Raw genomic sequence first — 17,216 nt, forward strand, 5'->3', positions numbered from 1 at the left:
GGCGACGAGGGGTGCGACGGCACCTTCCCTGGGTAGGCTCCGCTGACATGGAGCTTGACGTGTTCGTTCCGGTATCCACGGCTCGCTTGCGGGAGGCGCTGTCCGACCCCGCGCGGGTTGCCCGGGCGCTTCCCGGGCTCCAGCAGGACGCGGGCGCGCGGACCCCGATGAGCGGACGCCTGAAGGTACGGGTGGGCGGCCACACGATCACGTACCGCGGCGTCCTGCGGCTGGCACCGCGGGAGGACGGCACGTACGCGGTGGAGGGTGACGCGACCGAGGCGCGGGGGACGGGTTCGGTGAAGCTGTCCCTGACGCTGCGCGTGAGCGAGGCGGAGGACGGCTCGACGCTGACCTTCGACGCCACGGCGACGGCGGACGGCCGCATCGCCCAACTCCCGCCGGACCAGGTCGACTCGGCGATGACGAGACTACTGACCCGCTTCGCGGAAAACCTCCCGTCAACAGAGCCCCAGCCGGACGCGGCCCTTACACGTCCCGACCGTGAGCCCGCGGCGCCCGAGACTGCGGGGCCTGCTACCTCCGAGCCGGAGACCGCGGCGCCCAAGACCGCGGCGCCCAAGACCGCGGCGCCCAAGACCGCGGCGCCCGAGCCGGAGACCGCCGGAGCTGAGACCGCGGGGCCTGCTGCCTCCGAGTCGGAGGCTCCGGCGGCCGAGACCGCGAAGTCCGCCACTTCCGAGCGGGAGCCTGCGGCGCCCGAGAACACAAAGCCTGCTACCCCCGAGCCGGAGACCCCGGCGCCCGAGGCCCCCGAGCCCGCGGATGTCGTAGAGACTCCGCCGGGCCCGCCCCCATCCCCGGACGGCGAGGAGGCTCCGCAGGCCGCCCCCGAAGCCGCGCACGCGCGCCGCACCATGATCGGCCGCAGCGCCGAAGAGGTCGACCACGCCCCGCCCCGCGGCCGCTACGCCCCCGTCCCGGCCCCCCACTCCACCGCCCCCGTCTCCGCGCTCCGCTGGGCGGCCCCCGCGGCGGCCCTCGCCGTGGCCTCCGCGATCGTCGTCAGCCGGGCCCTGAGGCGACGCCGGTAGGACCGACGCGGCTACTACGCCCCCGTCCCCGCGCTCCGCTGGGCGCCTCCTGAGGCGGTGCTCGCCGTGGCCTCCGCGATCGCCGTGAGTCGCGCGCTGCGGAGACGCCGCCCCCGCGCCCCAATTCATCGCCGCCGTCTCAGCGCTCCCCTGGGCGACCCCCGTGGCCGCCCTCGCCCTGCCTCCGTGATTGGCGTCAGCCGGGTCATCAGGGGACGCCCGTAGGGTCGACGTGGCGCGTAGGCCCTCTTGAACGGCCCAGTAGGGTCGTCCCGTGAGTGATGCAGAGATCACGCTGACCGCGGGCGACGCGGAGGTGACCGTACAACCGGGCAAGGGTGGCCGGATCGGAGGACTCCGTGTCGGCGGAACCGAACTCCTGCGCCAGGGCGACCGGTTCGGGTGCTTCCCGATGGTCCCGTGGTGCGGCCGCATCAGGGACGGCCGCTTCCGGGACGGCGCCGACGTCGTCCAGATGCCCCTGAACTCCCCGCCCCACGCCATCCACGGCACGGCCCGCGACGGCGCCTGGCGCACCGCCCGCCGGACACCGGACGAGGCGGTGATGACGTACGACCTGGTGGACCCGTGGCCGCACAGCGGACGGGTCACCCAGGTGGTGAGCCTGACCGAGAGCTCGTTGACGCTCACCATGTCGGTGGAGACGTACGAGGACTCCTTCCCGGCCCAGATCGGCTGGCACCCGTGGTTCAACCGCACCCTCGGCGGCACGGACGCCACCCTCGACTTCGCCCCCGCCTGGCAGGAGGAGCGCGGCGAGGACCACCTGCCCACCGGTCACCGCATCGACCCGAAGCCGGGCCCGTGGGACGACTGCTTCGGCATGCCGGACGGCGTGGACGTCACCCTCACCTGGCCGGACCGGCTCGCGCTGAGGGTGACCAGCCGCGAGAAATGGGTCGTCGTCTACGACGAGCAGGAGGCCGCCGTCTGCGTGGAGCCGCAGACCGGTCCGCCGAACGGACTGAACACCCTCCCCCGCCTGGTCACCCCGCTGGAGCCGCTGGAGGCCACGACCACCTGGAGCTGGACCCGCCTCCACGCCGAATAAGCTGTTCGGCATGACGGACGCACGTGGCGCACTGCTGCAACAGATCAAGGACAAGGCCGTGGTGCACGGCAAGGTGACCCTCTCCTCGGGGCTGGAGGCCGACTACTACGTCGACCTGCGCCGCATCACCCTCGACGGGGAGGCCGCCCCGCTGGTCGGCCAGGTGCTCCTGGACCTCACCGACGGCCTGGACTTCGACGCGGTCGGCGGCCTGACCATGGGCGCCGACCCGGTCGCCGCGGCGATGCTGCACGCCGCCGCGGCCCGCGGCCGCAAGCTGGACGCCTTCGTCGTCCGCAAGGCCGCCAAGGCGCACGGGCTCCAGCGCCGCGTCGAGGGCCCGGACATCGCGGGCCGCCGGGTGCTCGTCGTCGAAGACACCTCCACCACCGGCGGCTCCCCGCTGACCGCCGTGGAGGCCGTGCGCGAGGCCGGCGCCGAGGTCGTCGCCGTCGCCACGATCGTCGACCGGGCGACCGGGGCCGCCGAGAAGATCGAGGAGGGCGCCGGGGTGCCGTACCTTTTCGCCTACTCCAAGGACGAGCTGGGCCTGGACTGAGACGGCTCTCGGAGCATCCCGGTTCGTCTGGAAGGATGGGCGCGACGACGACGATGTCGCCTCCCCAGGTCTAGGTCAGGGCCGTCAGCACGCAGAACGCAACCCGCACATCACAAGGAGCGGACACATGCCCATCGCAACCCCCGAGGTCTACAACGAGATGCTCGACCGGGCGAAGGCAGGCAAGTTCGCCTACCCGGCCATCAACGTGACCTCCTCCCAGACCCTGCACGCTGCGCTGCGCGGCTTCGCGGAGGCCGAGAGCGACGGCATCGTCCAGATCTCCACCGGTGGCGCGGAGTTCCTCGGCGGCCAGCACAGCAAGGACATGGTCACCGGCGCCGTCGCCCTGGCCGAGTTCGCGCACATCGTCGCCGCCAAGTACGACGTCAACATCGCGCTGCACACCGACCACTGCCCGAAGGACAAGCTGGACGGCTACGTACGCCCGCTGCTCGCGGTCTCCGAGGAGCGCGTGAAGGCCGGCCGCAACCCGCTGTTCCAGTCGCACATGTGGGACGGCTCCGCCGAGACCCTGGCCGACAACCTGGCCATCGCCCAGGAGCTGCTGCCCCGCGCCGCCGCCGCGAAGATCATCCTCGAGGTCGAGATCACCCCGACCGGCGGCGAGGAGGACGGCGTCACCCACGAGATCAACGACGAGCTGTACACCACCGTCGACGACGCCCTGCGCACCGCCGAGGCCCTCGGCCTGGGCGAGAAGGGCCGCTACCTGCTGGCCGCCTCCTTCGGCAACGTGCACGGCGTCTACAAGCCGGGCAACGTCGTCCTCCGCCCCGAGCTGCTGAAGGACCTCCAGCAGGGCGTGGGCGAGAAGTACGGCAAGTCCAGCCCGTTCGACTTCGTCTTCCACGGCGGTTCCGGCTCCACCGCGGAGGAGATCGCCACCGCGCTGGAGAACGGCGTCGTGAAGATGAACCTCGACACCGACACCCAGTACGCCTTCACGCGTCCGGTCGCCGCCCACATGTTCCAGAACTACGACGGCGTCCTGAAGGTCGACGGCGAGGTCGGCAACAAGAAGACCTACGACCCGCGGACCTGGGGCAAGCTGGCCGAGGCGGGCATGGCCGCGCGCGTCGTCGAGGCCTGCGGGAACCTGCGCTCCACGGGCACCAAGATCAAGTAGTTCCTGAGTGCACTGCTGAGCCCGGCGCCTGTCTACGGCGCCGGGCTCGCTGTATACCTGGGGGCATGCGTGACGTCCGGATCGCCTCCGCGCAGGGCAAGTGGATCCTGCTCACCACCGTGCTCGGATCCAGCATGGCCCTGCTGGACTCGACGGTGGTCAACGTCGCCCTCCCGCGGATCGGCGAGGACCTGGACGCGAACCTCTCCGCCCTGCAGTGGACGGTCAACGCGTACATGCTGGCCCTGGCCGGGCTGATCCTGCTCGGCGGCTCCCTGGGCGACCGCTACGGCCGCCGCCGGATCTTCGTCATCGGCGTGATCTGGTTCGCGGTCGCCTCCCTGCTGTGCGGGCTCGCCCCGAACGCCGAGATCCTGATCGCCGCCCGCGCCCTCCAGGGCATCGGCGGGGCGCTGCTCACGCCCGGCTCCCTCGCCCTCATCCAGGCCTCCTTCCACCCCGACGACCGGGGCCGGGCGGTGGGCCTGTGGTCCGGGTTCGGCGGCATCGGGGCGGCCGTGGGGCCGTTCCTCGGCGGCTGGCTGGTGGACGGACCCGGCTGGCGGTGGGTGTTCCTGCTCAACGTGCCGCTGGCCCTGCTGTGCGTGCCGGTCGCCCTGCGCCATGTGCCGGAATCGGGCGACGGCAGCAAACACGGCCGCTTCGACGTGCTCGGTGCCGCCCTCGGCGCGCTGGCGCTCGCGCTGGTGACGTACGCGCTGATCGAGTCGGACTGGATCAGCGCGGCCCTGGGCGTCGCCCTCGGGATCGCCTTCGTCCAGGTCGAGAAGCGGCGCCCCGACCCGATGATGCCGCTCGGCATCTTCGCCTCCCGCCAGTTCACCGCCGTCAACCTGGTCACCCTGTGCGTGTACGCGGCCCTCGGCGGGTTCTTCTTCCTCGCCGCGCTCCAGCTCCAGGTCGTCTCCGGCTACTCGGCGCTCGCCGCGGGTACGGCCCTGCTGCCGACGACGGTCCTGATGCTGCTGCTCTCCGCCCGGTCCGGCGAGCTGGCCGACCGGATCGGCCCGCGGATCCCGCTCACCGCCGGGCCGCTGGTGTGCGCGGCCGGGCTGCTGCTGATGCTGCGGGTCGGGCCGGACGCCTCGTACGCGGCCGACGTGCTGCCCGCCGTCCTCGTCTTCGGGGCCGGCCTGGTCACCCTGGTCGCCCCGCTCACCTCCACCGTCCTCGCCTCCGTGGATGTCACGCGGGCGGGCCTGGCCAGCGGCATCAACAACGCGGCCGCCCGCGCCGCCGGTCTGGTGGCGGTGGCCGCGCTGCCGTTGCTGACCGGGATGGGGGAGGACGCCTACCGCTCCCCGGACGCCTTCGACGACTCCTTCGGCCGGGCCATGCTGCTGTGCGCCGGGGTGATGGTGGTGGGCTCCGCCGTGGCCTTCGCGACCGTACGACGGCTGCCGCCGGACTGCCGGCGGCCGGAGTGCCTCACCCATGGCTCGATCACCGCGCCGCCCCTGGAAGGGGAACGGGCCAAGGGACGCATCCCCTAGCGGATGCCTCAGACTGGAGCCCATGACGATTCACGAGAACCTCCTCGGGGGCCCGCCCCCGACCCACCTCCCCGACGACCCGGAGCCCCGTGAGCTCCTCGCGTCCGGCACGGCCCCCGCGGACGTCGCCGCGCAGTACCCGACGTCCTGCCTGGCCTGGGCCCAGCTGGCCGACGAGGCGTTCGAGCGGGGCAGCGTCGTGGAGTCGTACGCCTACGCCCGTACGGGCTACCACCGCGGTCTGGACGCCCTGCGCCGCAGCGGCTGGAAGGGCCACGGCCCGGTGCCGTGGGAGCACGAGCCGAACCGCGGCTTCCTGCGCGCCCTGCACGCCCTCGCCCGGGCCGCCGGTTCCATCGGCGAGCAGGAGGAGTACGAGCGCTGCACGCAGTTCCTGAAGGACTCCTCACCGGCGGCCGCCCAGACACTGGGCTAGCCCGTCGGCGGGACGGCGCCTCGAGTGCGGGTCCGGCTGTGATCCAGTCGGGCCTTGCACTTTCCGGGGGACACACCGGAGGATTCGGGTGGGGACCGGGGCCCCCGTGTCGGTAACGGCAGGGGCGGACCGCTACCCGGAGTTACCACAGGAGACAGCGATGTCCCAAGAGGCTCACGAAACCCACGAGCCCGAGACCCCGCATCTCGACTTCGCCGGCACGACGCCGTACGAGGACTACGTCAAGGCGGATGTGCTCACCCACCTCCAGCACACCCTCTCCGACGATCCCGGAGAGATGGTCTTCCTGGTCACCACCCAGGTCATGGAGCTGTGGTTCACCGTCGTGGTCCATGAGTGGGAGACCGCCGCGCACGCCCTGCGCGAGGACCGGGTGCCGGTCGCGATCGACGCGCTGAAGCGCTCGGTGCGGGAGCTGGAGGCGCTCAACGCCTCCTGGAAGCCGCTGGGCCAGCTCACCCCGGCCCAGTTCAACTCCTACCGCTCCGCCCTCGGCGAGGGTTCCGGCTTCCAGTCGGCCATGTACCGCCGGATGGAATTCCTGCTCGGCGACAAGTCCGCGTCCATGCTCGTCCCGCACCGCGGCGCGCCCCGCGTCCACGCGGAACTGGAGAAGGCGCTGCACGAGCCGAGCCTGTACGACGAGGTGCTGCGGCTGCTGGCGCGGCGCGGGCACGCCATCCCCGAGGAGGTGCTGAAGCGCGACGTCTCCCAGCGCTACGAGCCCTCCGAAGCGGTCGAGGCCGCCTGGACCGCCGTCTACTCCGGCGACGCCGGTGACGAAGTCGCCCGGCTGGGCGAGGCGTTGACGGACGTCGCCGAGCTGGTGTGGCGCTGGCGCAACGACCACCTGGTCGCCACCCGGCGCGCGATGGGCGCGAAGACCGGCACCGGCGGCTCGGCCGGGGTGGCCTGGCTGGAAAAGCGGGCCCGCAAGAACGTCTTCCCCGAGCTGTGGACGGCGAGGTCCTATGTCTGAGCTGTCTGAGCTGTCCGCACGGGCGGAGAAGCTGGACGCGGCGGACGAACTCGCCCACAAGCGCGCCGAGTTCGCGCTCGACGAGGCCGTCTACCTGGACGGCAACTCGCTGGGCGCCCTGCCGGTGAACGTGCCGGAGAAGGTCGCGGACGTGGTCGCGCGGCAGTGGGGCGCCCTGCGCATCCGGTCCTGGGAGGAGAGCGGCTGGTGGACCGCGCCCGAGCGGATCGGCGACCGGATCGCTCCGCTGGTCGGGGCGGCGCCGGGGCAGATCGTGGTCGGCGACTCCACCAGCGTCAACGTCTTCAAGGCGCTGGTGGCGGCCGTGCGGATGGCGGGGGAGGGGCGCGACGAGATCCTCGTGGACGCCACGACCTTCCCCACGGACGGCTACCTCGCCGAGTCGGCGGCCCGGATGACCGGCCGCACACTGCGCCCGGTACGGCCGTCACAGGTGCCGGGGGCGCTCGGTCCCCGGACCGCGGCGGTGCTGCTGAACCACGTCGACTACCGCACGGGCCGGCTGCACGACCTGCCGTCGCTGACGGCGGCGGTACGGGCGGCGGGCGCCGTGGCGGTCTGGGACCTGTGCCACAGCGCGGGCGCGCTGCCGGTGGACCTGGACGCCCACGGCGTCGACCTGGCGGTGGGCTGCACGTACAAGTACCTGAACGGCGGCCCGGGTTCACCGGCCTACCTGTACGTACGACGTGACCTGCAGCCCCGTTTCGACTCCCCGCTGCCGGGCTGGAACTCCCACGCGGAGCCCTTCGGCATGCGCGGCGACTACGCACCGGCCGCGGGCGCCCTGCGCGGCAGGGTCGGCACCCCGGACATCCTCTCCATGCTCGCCCTGGAAGCGGCACTGGACGTCTGGCGGGACGTGTCGATCGCGTCGGTACGGGCCAAGTCGCTGGCGCTGACGGACTTCTTCCTGGAGTGCGTGGCGCAGTACGTGCCGGCGGGGCGCGTGGAGTCCCTGACCCCGGCCGCCCACGCGGAGCGCGGCAGCCAGGTCGCCCTGCGCTGCGCGGACGCGGGCACGGTGATGGAGCGCCTGATCGAGCGGGGCGTGGTGGGCGACTTCCGGGCCCCGGACGTCCTGCGCTTCGGCTTCACGCCGCTGTACGTCGGGTTCGCGGACGTGGAGAAGGCGGCGCGGACGCTGGGCGAACTGCTCGCCTGACCCGGGGGGCGGGGCGGCGCGGCGCCCACCCCGCCCCCGACAGAACCGTTTACCCCTCACCCAGCGTCACATCCCGGTGTCCGCGCACGTCACGGGCCTGATACCGTCCCCGCCAACGGCCGAGAACATCACCTGGTCCGCCAACTGTATTTCGCCGCTGAGAGGTTGGAGCATGCCGGACGACGCTGCCGCAGCCCGGGCCGCCGCAGAGGAGCAGTCGGCCTTCTCGCATCCGCCTGTCGACCCGGACACCACCGCCGCGTACGGCGACCACCCCGACCAGGTGATCGACTTCTACGCCCCGCGCACCGAGAGCCCCCTCGCCCCGCTGGTGGTCGTCCTGCACGGCGGCGCCTGGCGGGCCCCCTACGACCGTCGCCACATGACGCCGTTCGCCGCCTTCCTGGCCCGCCGGGGCTTCGCCGTGGCCAACGTCGAGTACCGCAAGGGAGCGGAGGGCGCCAGCGAGCTGGCCGGCCGCTGGCCCGACACCTTCGACGACGTGGCCGCCGCCCTGGACGCCCTCCCGGACCTGGTCCGCGAGGCCCTCCCGGGGGCCGACCCCCGCCGTACCGTCGTCACCGGCCACTCCGCCGGCGGCCATCTCGCGCTGTGGGCGGCGGCCCGGCACCTCCTGCCCGCCGACGCCCCCTGGCGCACCGTGGGCCCGCCCTTCCTGCGGGGTGTGGTGGCCCTCGCCCCCATCGCCGACTTCGCGGTCGCCGACAAGCTCGGCGTCTGCGGCGGCGCGGCCCGCCAACTCCTCGGCGGTGACGAGGGGTTCGCCGAGCGGCGGCCGTACGCCGATCCCGCGCTGCTGCTGCCCACCGGCATCGCCACCACCCTCGTGCAGGGCCGTACGGACATGGATGTCCCCCAGCTGGTCGCCGAGTCCTACGCGGACGCCGCGGCGAAGGCGGGCGAGGTGGTCGGGCTCACGCTGCTGGAGGACGTCGGCCACTTCCCGCTGATCGACCCGGCGGCGGACGCCTGCGCGGTGGTGGCGGAGGAGATCGCCCAGCTCGCCTGGTGAGCGCGGGTACGGCCGTAGTACTTGAGACGGACCCCGCGAGACCCTTCTCGCAGGTGACGACGGCGACCCGGGCCGCCGCCTACCGTGCTGCACGTGACCGAGACGACCAGCAAGACCCACAGCCCGGAGTTCCGGCTGGCCGCGGACGCCCTGCGCGGGCTGCGGCGGGACCTGTTCCACGACGCCTTCGCCTACCGTCCGCTGCCCCGGATGCGCGTCGACGGCCCGCTGACCCGGCGGCTGCCCGGCCCGCTGCGGGAGTACGCGGCCTGGCTCCCGCACGCCGTGATCGTCGCGGCGGCCCTGCTCACCCTGCCGCTCGGCACCATCGACACGGGCAGCCCGTGGGTGCTGGCCGGTCCGCTCTGCGCGCTCCCCGTGCTGCTGACCATGGTGCGGCCCGTCGGGGCGTTCTGGTTGTCCATGGCCGCCACCCCGGTCGTCGGGGTGCTGGCAGGCAGCTGGGCCGACTGGCCGTGGACGGCCGGGGCCTTCGCCAGTCATCTGGCGGTGCTGACGGTCGTGGCCGTGCGCACCCGGCCGCGCACGGCGGGGTGGATGTGGGTGCTGACGGCGGCGTACGGCCTGGTGGCGGAGGCAACCGACTACGGCCCGAGTTACTACTACTACAGCACCAACACCGGCCCCATGCTGGTCGTCTCCGCGCTGGTGCTGCTCTGCGTGGCCGTCTGGCACATCCGCCGCGACGCCGAGCAGGAGGTCACCGCGCAGCAGACCGAGACCGCGCAGGAGCGCTCCCGGCGCACCCTGCTGGAGGAGCGCACCACGATCGCCCGCGAGCTGCACGACGTGGTCGCCCACCACATGTCGGTCGTCGCCATCCAGGCCGAGGCCGCCCCCTACCGGGTGCAGAACCCGCCGCCGGAGCTGGAGCGCGCCTTCGCCACCATCCGGGAGAACGCGGTCGCGGCCCTGACCGAACTGCGCCGCGTCCTGGGCGTCGTACGCGCCGAGGACTACGAGGCCCCCGACGCCCCGCAGCCCACCCTCGGCGACCTCGACGCCCTGCTCGCCAATGTGCGCGACGCCGGGCTCGGCATCGACAAGACGGTGACCGGGGCGGTGCGGGAACTGCCGCAGGGCGTCGAGCTGTCGGCGTACCGAATAGTGCAGGAGGCGCTGAGCAACACCCTGCGGCACGCGCCCGGCGCGCGTGCGAAGGTCGAGATCGGATACGTCCTCGGCGGCCTGGGCCTGCGCGTGGTGAACACCCCGCCCCCCGCGCCCGCCCTGGTCAAGCCGTCGCCCGGGGCCGGCCACGGCATCACCGGCATGCGCGAGCGGGTGACGATGCTGAACGGCGGGATGACGGCCGGCCCGACGGACGACGGAGGCTACGAAGTGACCGTGTTCCTGCCGGTCGTGACCCCGGACGAGGGTGCCGCATGACGATCCGCGTACTGATCGCGGACGACCAGATGATGGTGCGCGAGGGCTTCTCGGTCCTGCTGAACGCGATGCCGGACATCGAGGTCGTCGGCGAGGCGGTGAACGGCAGGGAGGCCGTGGCCAAGGTCCGCGAACTCGCCCCCGACATCGTCCTGATGGACATCCGGATGCCCGAACTGAACGGCATCGAGGCGACCCGGGAGATCGTGGCGGCCGACGGGGCGGCGAAGGTGCTGGTGCTGACCACCTTCGATCTGGACGAGTACGTCTACCAGGCCCTGCGGGCCGGTGCCTCGGGCTTCCTGCTGAAGGACGCCTCGGCCCGCCAACTCGCCGACGGGGTAAGGGTGGTGGCCTCCGGCGAGGCCCTGCTGGCCCCTTCGGTCACCCGCCGTCTGATCACGGAGTTCTCCAAGCTCTCCGAGACCCCGCGGTCCTTCTCCGGCGCCCGGGCGGCCTACGGCGACCTCACCGAACGCGAGACGGAGGTCCTGGTGCTGATCGCCCAGGGCCTGTCCAACGCGGAGATCGCCGAGCGCCTGGTCGTGGCCGAGTCGACGATCAAGACGCATGTGAGCCGCGTCCTGGTGAAGCTCGGCCTCAGGGACCGCACCCAGGCGGCGGTGTTCGCGTACGAGGCGCGGCTGGTGACGCCGGGGTGATCAGCCGAACAGGGCGGCGGGGATCATCGTGAGGACGAGCAGGAGCATCAGGCCGCCGAGGCCGCCGAAGATGATCAGCGGGATCAGCAGGGTCGAGCGGCCCATGAGCATGCTCCGCTCGGTGCCGCTGAAGGGGTCGCGGGGGTCGTAGACGACCTCGACGGTGTCGCCCCGGTAACCGGGCGGCGTGTACCCGTACTTCTTGCCGCTCAGGTCGGTGAAGGCGTACACGTGCATCCCGTCGTGGTAGCCGTCGTACTCCGCCAGCACCGTGACACCGTGTCTGGGCAGCCGCCAGGCCGGCTTTCCGAACGGGGTCAGGCGCACTCCCACGTGGACGGAGACCGCGCCGAGAAGTCCGCACACCCAGATCAGGAAGATCATCTCGGCGTCGCCGGTGAGCGTGAGCAGCACGGTCTCCCCGGCGAACACGAGGATCAGCGCGAGCCAGCCGAGCCCGATCGCCCGCCGCAGCCGGACCTTGCGGCGCTCGTCGTCCAGGGTCCGGACGGTGACGAGGGCCGAACCGTCGACGGCGGGGCCGGACCCGTCCGGCAGGGCGGCGTTGACGGCCCCGGCGAAGGCGTCGGCGGCGGCCTCGCTGACGTCGTCGAGCCGGTGGACGGCCGGCCGGCTCCCGTGCGGCGCGGTCAGCACGACCTCGACGGACCGGCGCTCGCTGCGGACCTCGGCGACGGCCGCGAGGGGTATGCGGTGCTCCTCCTCCCGCACCCGCAGGACCAGGACGGACCCGTCGAGCTGGAGGGAGGTGTTCTTGCGGCCCCGCAACACCGGAACCGACGGCATGATCGACATGCGCGTGATCGTAAAGGGGGAGCCGAGCATTCCGGACCCCCTGGCCAGGGACGGGTCCGCCGGGCTAGCGTCCGGTCATGGGAGCCTTCGATCCGTGGGACCCGGCGTTTCTCGCCGACCCGTACCCCGCTTACGCCGAGCTGCGCGCCCGGGGCCGTGTGCAGTACTTCGAGCCCACGAACCAGTGGCTGGTGCCGCGGCACGCCGATGTGTCGGCGCTGCTGCGCGACCGGCGCCTGGGGCGGACGTACCAGCACCGCTTCACCCACGAGGAGTTCGGGCGGACCGCTCCGCCCGCCGAGCACGAGCCGTTCCACACCCTCAACGACCACGGGATGCTCGATCTGGAGCCGCCGGACCACACCCGGATCCGGCGCCTGGTGTCGAAGGCGTTCACCCCGAGGACGGTCGAGCGGCTCAAGCCGTACGTGACCCGGCTCGCCGGGGAGCTCGTCGACCGGCTGGTCGCGGCGGGCGGCGGGGATCTGCTCGCCGATGTCGCCGAGCCGCTGCCGGTCGCGGTGATCGCCGAGATGCTGGGCATCCCGGAGGCGGACCGGGCTCCGCTGCGGCCCTGGTCGGCCGACATCTGCGGGATGTACGAGCTGAACCCGTCCGAGGAGACGGCCACGAAGGCGGTGCGGGCGTCCGTCGAGTTCACGGAGTACTTGCGGGAACTGATCGCCCTGCGGCGCAAGGAGCCCGGTGACGACCTGATCTCCGGGCTGATCGCCGCCCACGACGAGGGTGACCGGCTCACCGAGCAGGAGATGATCTCCACGGCCGTCCTGCTGCTGAACGCCGGGCACGAGGCGACCGTCAACTCCACCGTCAACGGCTGGTACGCGCTCTTCCGCAACCCCGCCCAGCTCGCGGCCCTGCGCGCCGACCACTCCCTGGTCCCGTCCGCCGTGGAGGAGCTGATGCGCTACGACACGCCGCTGCAGCTCTTCGAGCGCTGGGTGCTGGACGAGATCGAGATCGACGGGACGACGATCCCCCGGGGCGCGGAGATCGCCATGCTCTTCGGCTCCGCCAACCACGACCCCGAGGTGTTCGCACACCCCGAGCGGCTGGACCTCACCCGCACCGAGAACCCGCACATCTCCTTCAGCGCCGGCATCCACTACTGCATCGGCGCACCGCTGGCCCGCATCGAACTGGCGGCCTCGATGACGGCGCTGCTGGAGCGGGCGCCGACGCTGAGCCTGGCGGCGGAGCCGGAACGGAAGCCGAACTTCGTGATCCGGGGGCTGGAAGGGCTCAGCGTGTCGGTGTGAGGCGCCGGATCAGGGCCCATACGCCGAGGGCGGCGGCGGTGCCGCCGAGCACCGCCAGCGGCAGTTCGGCGTAGAGCACGCTCCAGTCGGGGGCCTGTTCGAAGCGCCGGAACCGGCCCCGGGCGCCGGCCGACCACACGGCGAGTCCGGCGCCCGCGCCCAGCGCGGAGGTCAGACAGCCGCCGGCGGCTTGTGCGCGTTGTCCCATGCCCGGGAGTGACGCGCGCGGACCGCCCACGGGTTCCGTCGAGGCGTGGCGAGCCTCGGCCCGACGCAGGCCTGCTTCGAGTTCACCGACGGAGGGGTGGCGGCGATGACGCAGCGCTGGAGGCTGCGCCCGAGGAGCGTGCCGACCGCCCCGGTCAAGGGGCCCCGGCCCCTTCGCGCCGCCCCGGCAAGGGGTCTCCGCTCGACCCGTCCGGGCTGCTTCGAGCAGGAGGTTCCCCTCAGCCTGTTCGGTCGCTGCCGGGAGGGGCTCCCTCAGCCCTTTCCTGCGCCCGGCCAAGGGGTCTCCGCTCGGCCCGTCGGGGCTGCCCCTGGCGTCCCCTCAGCCCGGTACCACCAGGCCGAGTGCCCCCTCCCATACCGTCCAGGTGCGTCGGCGGACCGGGCCCGCCTCCGTCGCGTCCGCCCGGTACCTGAAGTCCGCGCCGGACACCGTCACCCTGCGGCCCCGCGCCAGCAGCGGTGCCGCCTCCGCGCCCACCGACACCGGGCGGACCTCCACCGACGCCGTACCGGAGCCGTGCGGGGTCACCGAGACGCCCTCCACCGGCTGGTCCAGGTCCACCAGGGTCACCCCGTCCACCTCCACCCGGAGCCGGGTGGGACCCGGGCCCGACGGCACCGGGGCCGGGCGGGCCGGGACGAGGGTGCGGACCAGGGACTGGTACGTGCGCAGCCAGGGACGGCCGTCCACGGTCTCGGCGCTCCCCGTCGGCGGCAGGGAGGGAATCCGCAGCGCCCCCAGCACCACCCCGTCGCTGTCGTCCACCAGCAGGTCCAGGCGCCGCTCCACCCCGTCCAGGACCGCCCGGGCGGCCGCCACCGTGCCCGTGGGCACGCCCAGGGCGCCGGCCAGGGAGAGCGCGCCGCCCACCGGGACCACCGACAGCGCACATCCGGCCAGCTCCCGCCGACGGTGCAGCAGGGACACCGCGCGCATCAGCGCCCGGTCGTCGCCCACCACGACGGGCCGGCGCGACCCGCGGCGCGCGAGCATCCGGGCGAATTCCTCGGGTCCCTCCGGCAGGCACACCTTCGTCGCGGCACCCGCGCTGAGCACGTCTTTCGCGATCCGCACGGCCTCCCCGTCCGATTTCCGGGCGACCGGGTCGATGACCACCAGCAGCTGATCGGACGTCGCGAAAGTCACCACCTCGGCCATGCCTCGCTTCCTCGGGTAGCATCTTTGTGCAAGAGCCCCTTGCGCTATTGCGCCAGGGGCTTCGTCTATTCCGGGGCATCCGGTCCGACGGGTCGCGGCCGACACAGGTCGCCGGTGTACGTATGCCGTACGCCTCGACCTTGGACATGCCCCGCCCGGAAGGGGTGTACGCGCGTGCCCGCACTTGTGCTGCTCGGTGCTCAGTGGGGTGACGAAGGCAAGGGAAAGGCCACCGACCTGCTCGGTGGCTCGGTCGATTATGTGGTGCGCTACCAGGGCGGCAACAACGCCGGCCACACGGTGGTCGTGGGCGATCAGAAGTACGCCCTGCACCTTCTCCCTTCCGGAATCCTGTCCCCGGGGTGTACCCCGGTCATCGGCAACGGCGTCGTCGTCGACCCGTCGGTCCTGCTCTCCGAGCTGAGCGGGCTGAACGAGCGAGGCGTCGACACGTCCAAGCTCCTCATCAGCGGTAACGCGCACATCATCACGCCGTACAACGTCACCGTCGACAAGGTGACGGAACGCTTCCTCGGCAAGCGGAAGATCGGCACGACCGGGCGCGGCATCGGACCCACCTACGCGGACAAGATCAACCGCGTCGGTATCCGGGTGCAGGACCTCTATGACGAGTCCATCCTCCAGCAGAAGGTCGAGGCGGCGCTCGACGTCAAGAACCAGCTGCTGACCAAGCTGTACAACCGGCGCGCGATCGCCGTGGACCAGGTGGTCGAGGAGCTGCTGGCCTACGCCGAGCAGCTCAGGCCGTATGTCGCCGACACGGTGCTGGTCCTGAACCAGGCCCTGGAGGACGACAAGGTCGTGCTCTTCGAGGGCGGCCAGGGCACGCTGCTGGACATCGACCACGGCACGTACCCCTTCGTCACCTCGTCGAACCCGACCGCGGGCGGCGCCTGCACCGGCGCCGGCGTGGGCCCGACGAAGATCAGCCGGGTCATCGGCATCCTGAAGGCGTACACCACCCGCGTCGGCGCCGGTCCGTTCCCGACCGAGCTGCTCGACGAGGACGGCGAGGCGCTGCGCAGGATCGGCGGCGAGCGCGGGGTCACCACCGGCCGTGACCGGCGCTGCGGCTGGTTCGACGCGGTCATCGCCCGGTACGCGACCCGGGTCAACGGCCTGACCGACTTCTTCCTGACCAAGCTCGACGTGCTCACCGGCTGGGAGCAGATCCCGGTCTGCGTGGCGTACGAGATCGACGGCAAGCGGGTCGAGGAGCTGCCGTACTCGCAGTCCGACTTCCACCACGCGAAGCCGGTCTACGAGATGCTGCCGGGCTGGACCGAGGACATCAGCAAGGCGAAGTCCTTCTCCGACCTGCCGAAGAACGCCCAGGCGTACGTCAAGGCGCTGGAGGAGATGTCCGGCGCCCCGATCTCCGCGATCGGCGTGGGTCCGGGCCGGGACGAGACGATCGAGATCAACTCGTTCATCTGACCCGGACCGGCACAGCGGCGGAGCGGTGAGGAGGGGCGTCCCCGTCGGGGGCGCCCCTCTTCCGTGCCGCTCTGGATATATCGGGCATATCCTGAAGCGGGGGCACGGTCGAGGAGGCTGCGATGCGAGTGATGCTCAAAGCGACCATGGACACCGAGAAGGGCAACGAGGCCATCCGCAACGGCAGGATGCCCGAGGTGATGAAGAACGCGCTGGAGAAGCTCAGGCCGGAGGCCGCGTACTTCGGTCCGGAGGGCGGGCGCCGTACCTGCTGGATGGTCCTGGACCTCCAGGACAGCTCCCAACTCCCGCCGACGGCCGAACCGTTCTTTACCGAACTCAACGCCGAGGTCACCGTCACCCCGGTCATGAACGTCGAGGATCTGCAGAAGGGTCTCTCCCAGCTGGGCGGCTGACCTTCTCCCGCCTCAGCTGAAGATGATCATCGAGCCCTGCGCCAGGCTGCGGGTCGCCGCCGCGTGCAGGCCCAGCCAGACATGGCGTTCCCGGGCGAAGGGACTGGGATCGTACGGGGCCGGGACGGCCGGTTCCTCCAACTCCGTCGGAGCCGACGGCGGTTGGGGGGCCGCCGGGGGGTTCGCCGGGTCGATGCCGATCGACGGGGCCACGAACTCCAGCTCCCGCAGCAGGGCCTGGGAGGAGCCCAGGGGACCGCCCCCGGCGAGGAGTTCCTCGCTCGACAGGGGGTGCGGGAAGTCCACGGGCACATACGCCCCGGCGTGGTCGTAGTGCCAGACCAGGTGCGACTGCTGGGCCGTGGCCTCGAACATCTCCAGCAACTGCTCGTAGTCGCCGCCGAGTTCGTCCACCGGCGTCACCGGCAGTCCGCACACCTGGAGGAGATACGCCCGGCGCAGGAAGTGCAGGGCGTCGTAGTCGAACCCGGCCACCGGGGCGACCTCGCCGGTCAGGCCCGGCATGTACTGGTACACCGGCACCGGCGGGAGGCCGGCCTCGGCGAGCACCTTGTTGTATTGCGCGAGTTCCTCGGCGAACGGGTTGTCGGGGGTGTGGCACAACACGTCGACGAGCGGTACCAGCCACAGGTCACAGGCCAAAAGAGGACTCCTCGCGTAGCGCGGTGCAGTGCGGTGCAGTGCGGTGGTCAAGGAAGAGTAGTGGGTGCGGCCCGGGGTGAAACCCCCCAGTACCGGTCGCGGGCACGGGCTGTGCAGAT

At 72.2% G+C, this 17,216-nt stretch carries 18 protein-coding genes; 14 read left to right on the forward strand and 4 right to left on the reverse strand.

What is annotated here, in order from left to right; all coding sequences use genetic code 11:
* Positions 1 to 47 precede the first annotated feature (47 nt).
* The 11 genes from ACWD11_RS08915 to ACWD11_RS08965 all read left to right on the forward strand — a co-directional run bounded on the left by ACWD11_RS08915 (position 48) and on the right by ACWD11_RS08965 (position 11,077).
* Positions 48 to 1,055, forward strand: coding sequence for an SRPBCC domain-containing protein (locus ACWD11_RS08915; RefSeq protein ID WP_451282139.1), 1,008 nt, complete (start codon positions 48 to 50; stop codon positions 1,053 to 1,055).
* Between the two features lie 274 nt (positions 1,056 to 1,329).
* Positions 1,330 to 2,127 (forward strand): aldose epimerase family protein, encoded by a 798-nt coding sequence (locus tag ACWD11_RS08920; RefSeq protein ID WP_451282140.1) that lies wholly within the window; start codon positions 1,330 to 1,332, stop codon positions 2,125 to 2,127.
* A 10-nt stretch (positions 2,128 to 2,137) separates the two neighbouring features.
* Positions 2,138 to 2,686, forward strand: coding sequence for an orotate phosphoribosyltransferase (gene pyrE, locus ACWD11_RS08925; RefSeq protein WP_389416794.1), 549 nt, complete (start codon positions 2,138 to 2,140; stop codon positions 2,684 to 2,686).
* A 127-nt stretch (positions 2,687 to 2,813) separates the two neighbouring features.
* A complete protein-coding gene (gene fbaA / locus ACWD11_RS08930; protein ID WP_389416795.1) occupies positions 2,814 to 3,836 on the forward strand; it encodes a class II fructose-bisphosphate aldolase in 1,023 nt (340 codons plus the stop codon).
* 65 nt (positions 3,837 to 3,901) lie between these two features.
* Positions 3,902 to 5,350: an MFS transporter gene (locus tag ACWD11_RS08935; RefSeq protein WP_389416796.1), complete on the forward strand. Its 1,449-nt coding sequence runs from the start codon at positions 3,902 to 3,904 to the stop codon at positions 5,348 to 5,350.
* A 22-nt stretch (positions 5,351 to 5,372) separates the two neighbouring features.
* A complete protein-coding gene (locus ACWD11_RS08940; RefSeq protein ID WP_351984480.1) occupies positions 5,373 to 5,786 on the forward strand; it encodes a DUF3151 domain-containing protein in 414 nt (137 codons plus the stop codon).
* Positions 5,787 to 5,946: 160 nt separating this feature from the next.
* Complete coding sequence (locus ACWD11_RS08945; RefSeq protein WP_451282141.1) at positions 5,947 to 6,786, forward strand: tryptophan 2,3-dioxygenase family protein; 840 nt, start codon at positions 5,947 to 5,949, stop codon at positions 6,784 to 6,786.
* Positions 6,779 to 7,972, forward strand: a complete 1,194-nt coding sequence (kynU, locus tag ACWD11_RS08950; RefSeq protein WP_389416798.1) for a kynureninase — start codon at positions 6,779 to 6,781, stop codon at positions 7,970 to 7,972. The genes ACWD11_RS08945 and kynU overlap by 8 nt, the downstream gene beginning before the upstream one ends.
* A gap of 172 nt (positions 7,973 to 8,144) precedes the next feature.
* Positions 8,145 to 9,005 (forward strand): alpha/beta hydrolase, encoded by an 861-nt coding sequence (locus ACWD11_RS08955; RefSeq protein WP_389416799.1) that lies wholly within the window; start codon positions 8,145 to 8,147, stop codon positions 9,003 to 9,005.
* Between the two features lie 84 nt (positions 9,006 to 9,089).
* Positions 9,090 to 10,415: a sensor histidine kinase gene (locus ACWD11_RS08960; protein ID WP_451282143.1), complete on the forward strand. Its 1,326-nt coding sequence runs from the start codon at positions 9,090 to 9,092 to the stop codon at positions 10,413 to 10,415.
* Positions 10,412 to 11,077, forward strand: coding sequence for a response regulator (locus ACWD11_RS08965; protein WP_389416801.1), 666 nt, complete (start codon positions 10,412 to 10,414; stop codon positions 11,075 to 11,077). The genes ACWD11_RS08960 and ACWD11_RS08965 overlap by 4 nt, the downstream gene beginning before the upstream one ends.
* On the opposite strand, the gene ACWD11_RS08970 is transcribed toward ACWD11_RS08965, so the two are convergent.
* Positions 11,078 to 11,893, reverse strand: a complete 816-nt coding sequence (locus ACWD11_RS08970; protein ID WP_451282145.1) for a hypothetical protein — start codon at positions 11,891 to 11,893, stop codon at positions 11,078 to 11,080. It abuts the gene before it with no gap.
* 77 nt (positions 11,894 to 11,970) lie between these two features.
* Here ACWD11_RS08970 and ACWD11_RS08975 point away from each other — a divergent pair, with 77 nt between their 5' ends.
* Positions 11,971 to 13,173, forward strand: a complete 1,203-nt coding sequence (locus ACWD11_RS08975) for a cytochrome P450 (protein ID WP_389416803.1) — start codon at positions 11,971 to 11,973, stop codon at positions 13,171 to 13,173.
* Here ACWD11_RS08975 and ACWD11_RS08980 read toward each other — a convergent pair.
* Both ACWD11_RS08980 and ACWD11_RS08985 read right to left on the reverse strand, forming a co-directional pair.
* On the reverse strand, positions 13,157 to 13,381 hold the full coding sequence (locus tag ACWD11_RS08980) for a hypothetical protein (protein ID WP_389416804.1): 225 nt from the start codon (positions 13,379 to 13,381) through the stop codon (positions 13,157 to 13,159). The two genes, ACWD11_RS08975 and ACWD11_RS08980, sit on opposite strands and share 17 nt — an antisense overlap.
* A gap of 339 nt (positions 13,382 to 13,720) precedes the next feature.
* Complete coding sequence (locus ACWD11_RS08985; RefSeq protein ID WP_389416805.1) at positions 13,721 to 14,560, reverse strand: diacylglycerol kinase family protein; 840 nt, start codon at positions 14,558 to 14,560, stop codon at positions 13,721 to 13,723.
* Positions 14,561 to 14,734: 174 nt separating this feature from the next.
* Here ACWD11_RS08985 and ACWD11_RS08990 point away from each other — a divergent pair, with 174 nt between their 5' ends.
* Positions 14,735 to 16,018, forward strand: coding sequence for an adenylosuccinate synthase (locus tag ACWD11_RS08990; RefSeq protein WP_389416806.1), 1,284 nt, complete (start codon positions 14,735 to 14,737; stop codon positions 16,016 to 16,018).
* 122 nt (positions 16,019 to 16,140) lie between these two features.
* Positions 16,141 to 16,434 (forward strand): DUF3303 family protein, encoded by a 294-nt coding sequence (locus ACWD11_RS08995; RefSeq protein WP_389416807.1) that lies wholly within the window; start codon positions 16,141 to 16,143, stop codon positions 16,432 to 16,434.
* Positions 16,435 to 16,446: 12 nt separating this feature from the next.
* Here the strand turns inward: ACWD11_RS08995 and ACWD11_RS09000 are convergent, their stop codons facing one another.
* Positions 16,447 to 17,097, reverse strand: a complete 651-nt coding sequence (locus ACWD11_RS09000) for a hypothetical protein (RefSeq protein WP_389416808.1) — start codon at positions 17,095 to 17,097, stop codon at positions 16,447 to 16,449.
* Positions 17,098 to 17,216: the final 119 nt, after the last annotated feature.

The organism is Streptomyces sp. NPDC002776, from assembly GCF_053592195.1.

Coding starts and splice junctions, on each gene's coding strand:
- ACWD11_RS08915 (WP_451282139.1), top strand. CDS start 48: ATGGAGCTTGACGTGTTCGTTCCGGTATCCACGGCTCGCTTGCGGGAG.
- pyrE (WP_389416794.1), top strand. CDS start 2,138: ATGACGGACGCACGTGGCGCACTGCTGCAACAGATCAAGGACAAGGCC.
- fbaA (WP_389416795.1), top strand. CDS start 2,814: ATGCCCATCGCAACCCCCGAGGTCTACAACGAGATGCTCGACCGGGCG.
- ACWD11_RS08935 (WP_389416796.1), top strand. CDS start 3,902: ATGCGTGACGTCCGGATCGCCTCCGCGCAGGGCAAGTGGATCCTGCTC.
- ACWD11_RS08940 (WP_351984480.1), top strand. CDS start 5,373: ATGACGATTCACGAGAACCTCCTCGGGGGCCCGCCCCCGACCCACCTC.
- ACWD11_RS08945 (WP_451282141.1), top strand. CDS start 5,947: ATGTCCCAAGAGGCTCACGAAACCCACGAGCCCGAGACCCCGCATCTC.
- kynU (WP_389416798.1), top strand. CDS start 6,779: ATGTCTGAGCTGTCTGAGCTGTCCGCACGGGCGGAGAAGCTGGACGCG.
- ACWD11_RS08955 (WP_389416799.1), top strand. CDS start 8,145: ATGCCGGACGACGCTGCCGCAGCCCGGGCCGCCGCAGAGGAGCAGTCG.
- ACWD11_RS08965 (WP_389416801.1), top strand. CDS start 10,412: ATGACGATCCGCGTACTGATCGCGGACGACCAGATGATGGTGCGCGAG.
- ACWD11_RS08970 (WP_451282145.1), bottom strand. CDS start 11,893: ATGTCGATCATGCCGTCGGTTCCGGTGTTGCGGGGCCGCAAGAACACC.
- ACWD11_RS08975 (WP_389416803.1), top strand. CDS start 11,971: ATGGGAGCCTTCGATCCGTGGGACCCGGCGTTTCTCGCCGACCCGTAC.
- ACWD11_RS08980 (WP_389416804.1), bottom strand. CDS start 13,381: ATGGGACAACGCGCACAAGCCGCCGGCGGCTGTCTGACCTCCGCGCTG.
- ACWD11_RS08985 (WP_389416805.1), bottom strand. CDS start 14,560: ATGGCCGAGGTGGTGACTTTCGCGACGTCCGATCAGCTGCTGGTGGTC.
- ACWD11_RS08995 (WP_389416807.1), top strand. CDS start 16,141: ATGCGAGTGATGCTCAAAGCGACCATGGACACCGAGAAGGGCAACGAG.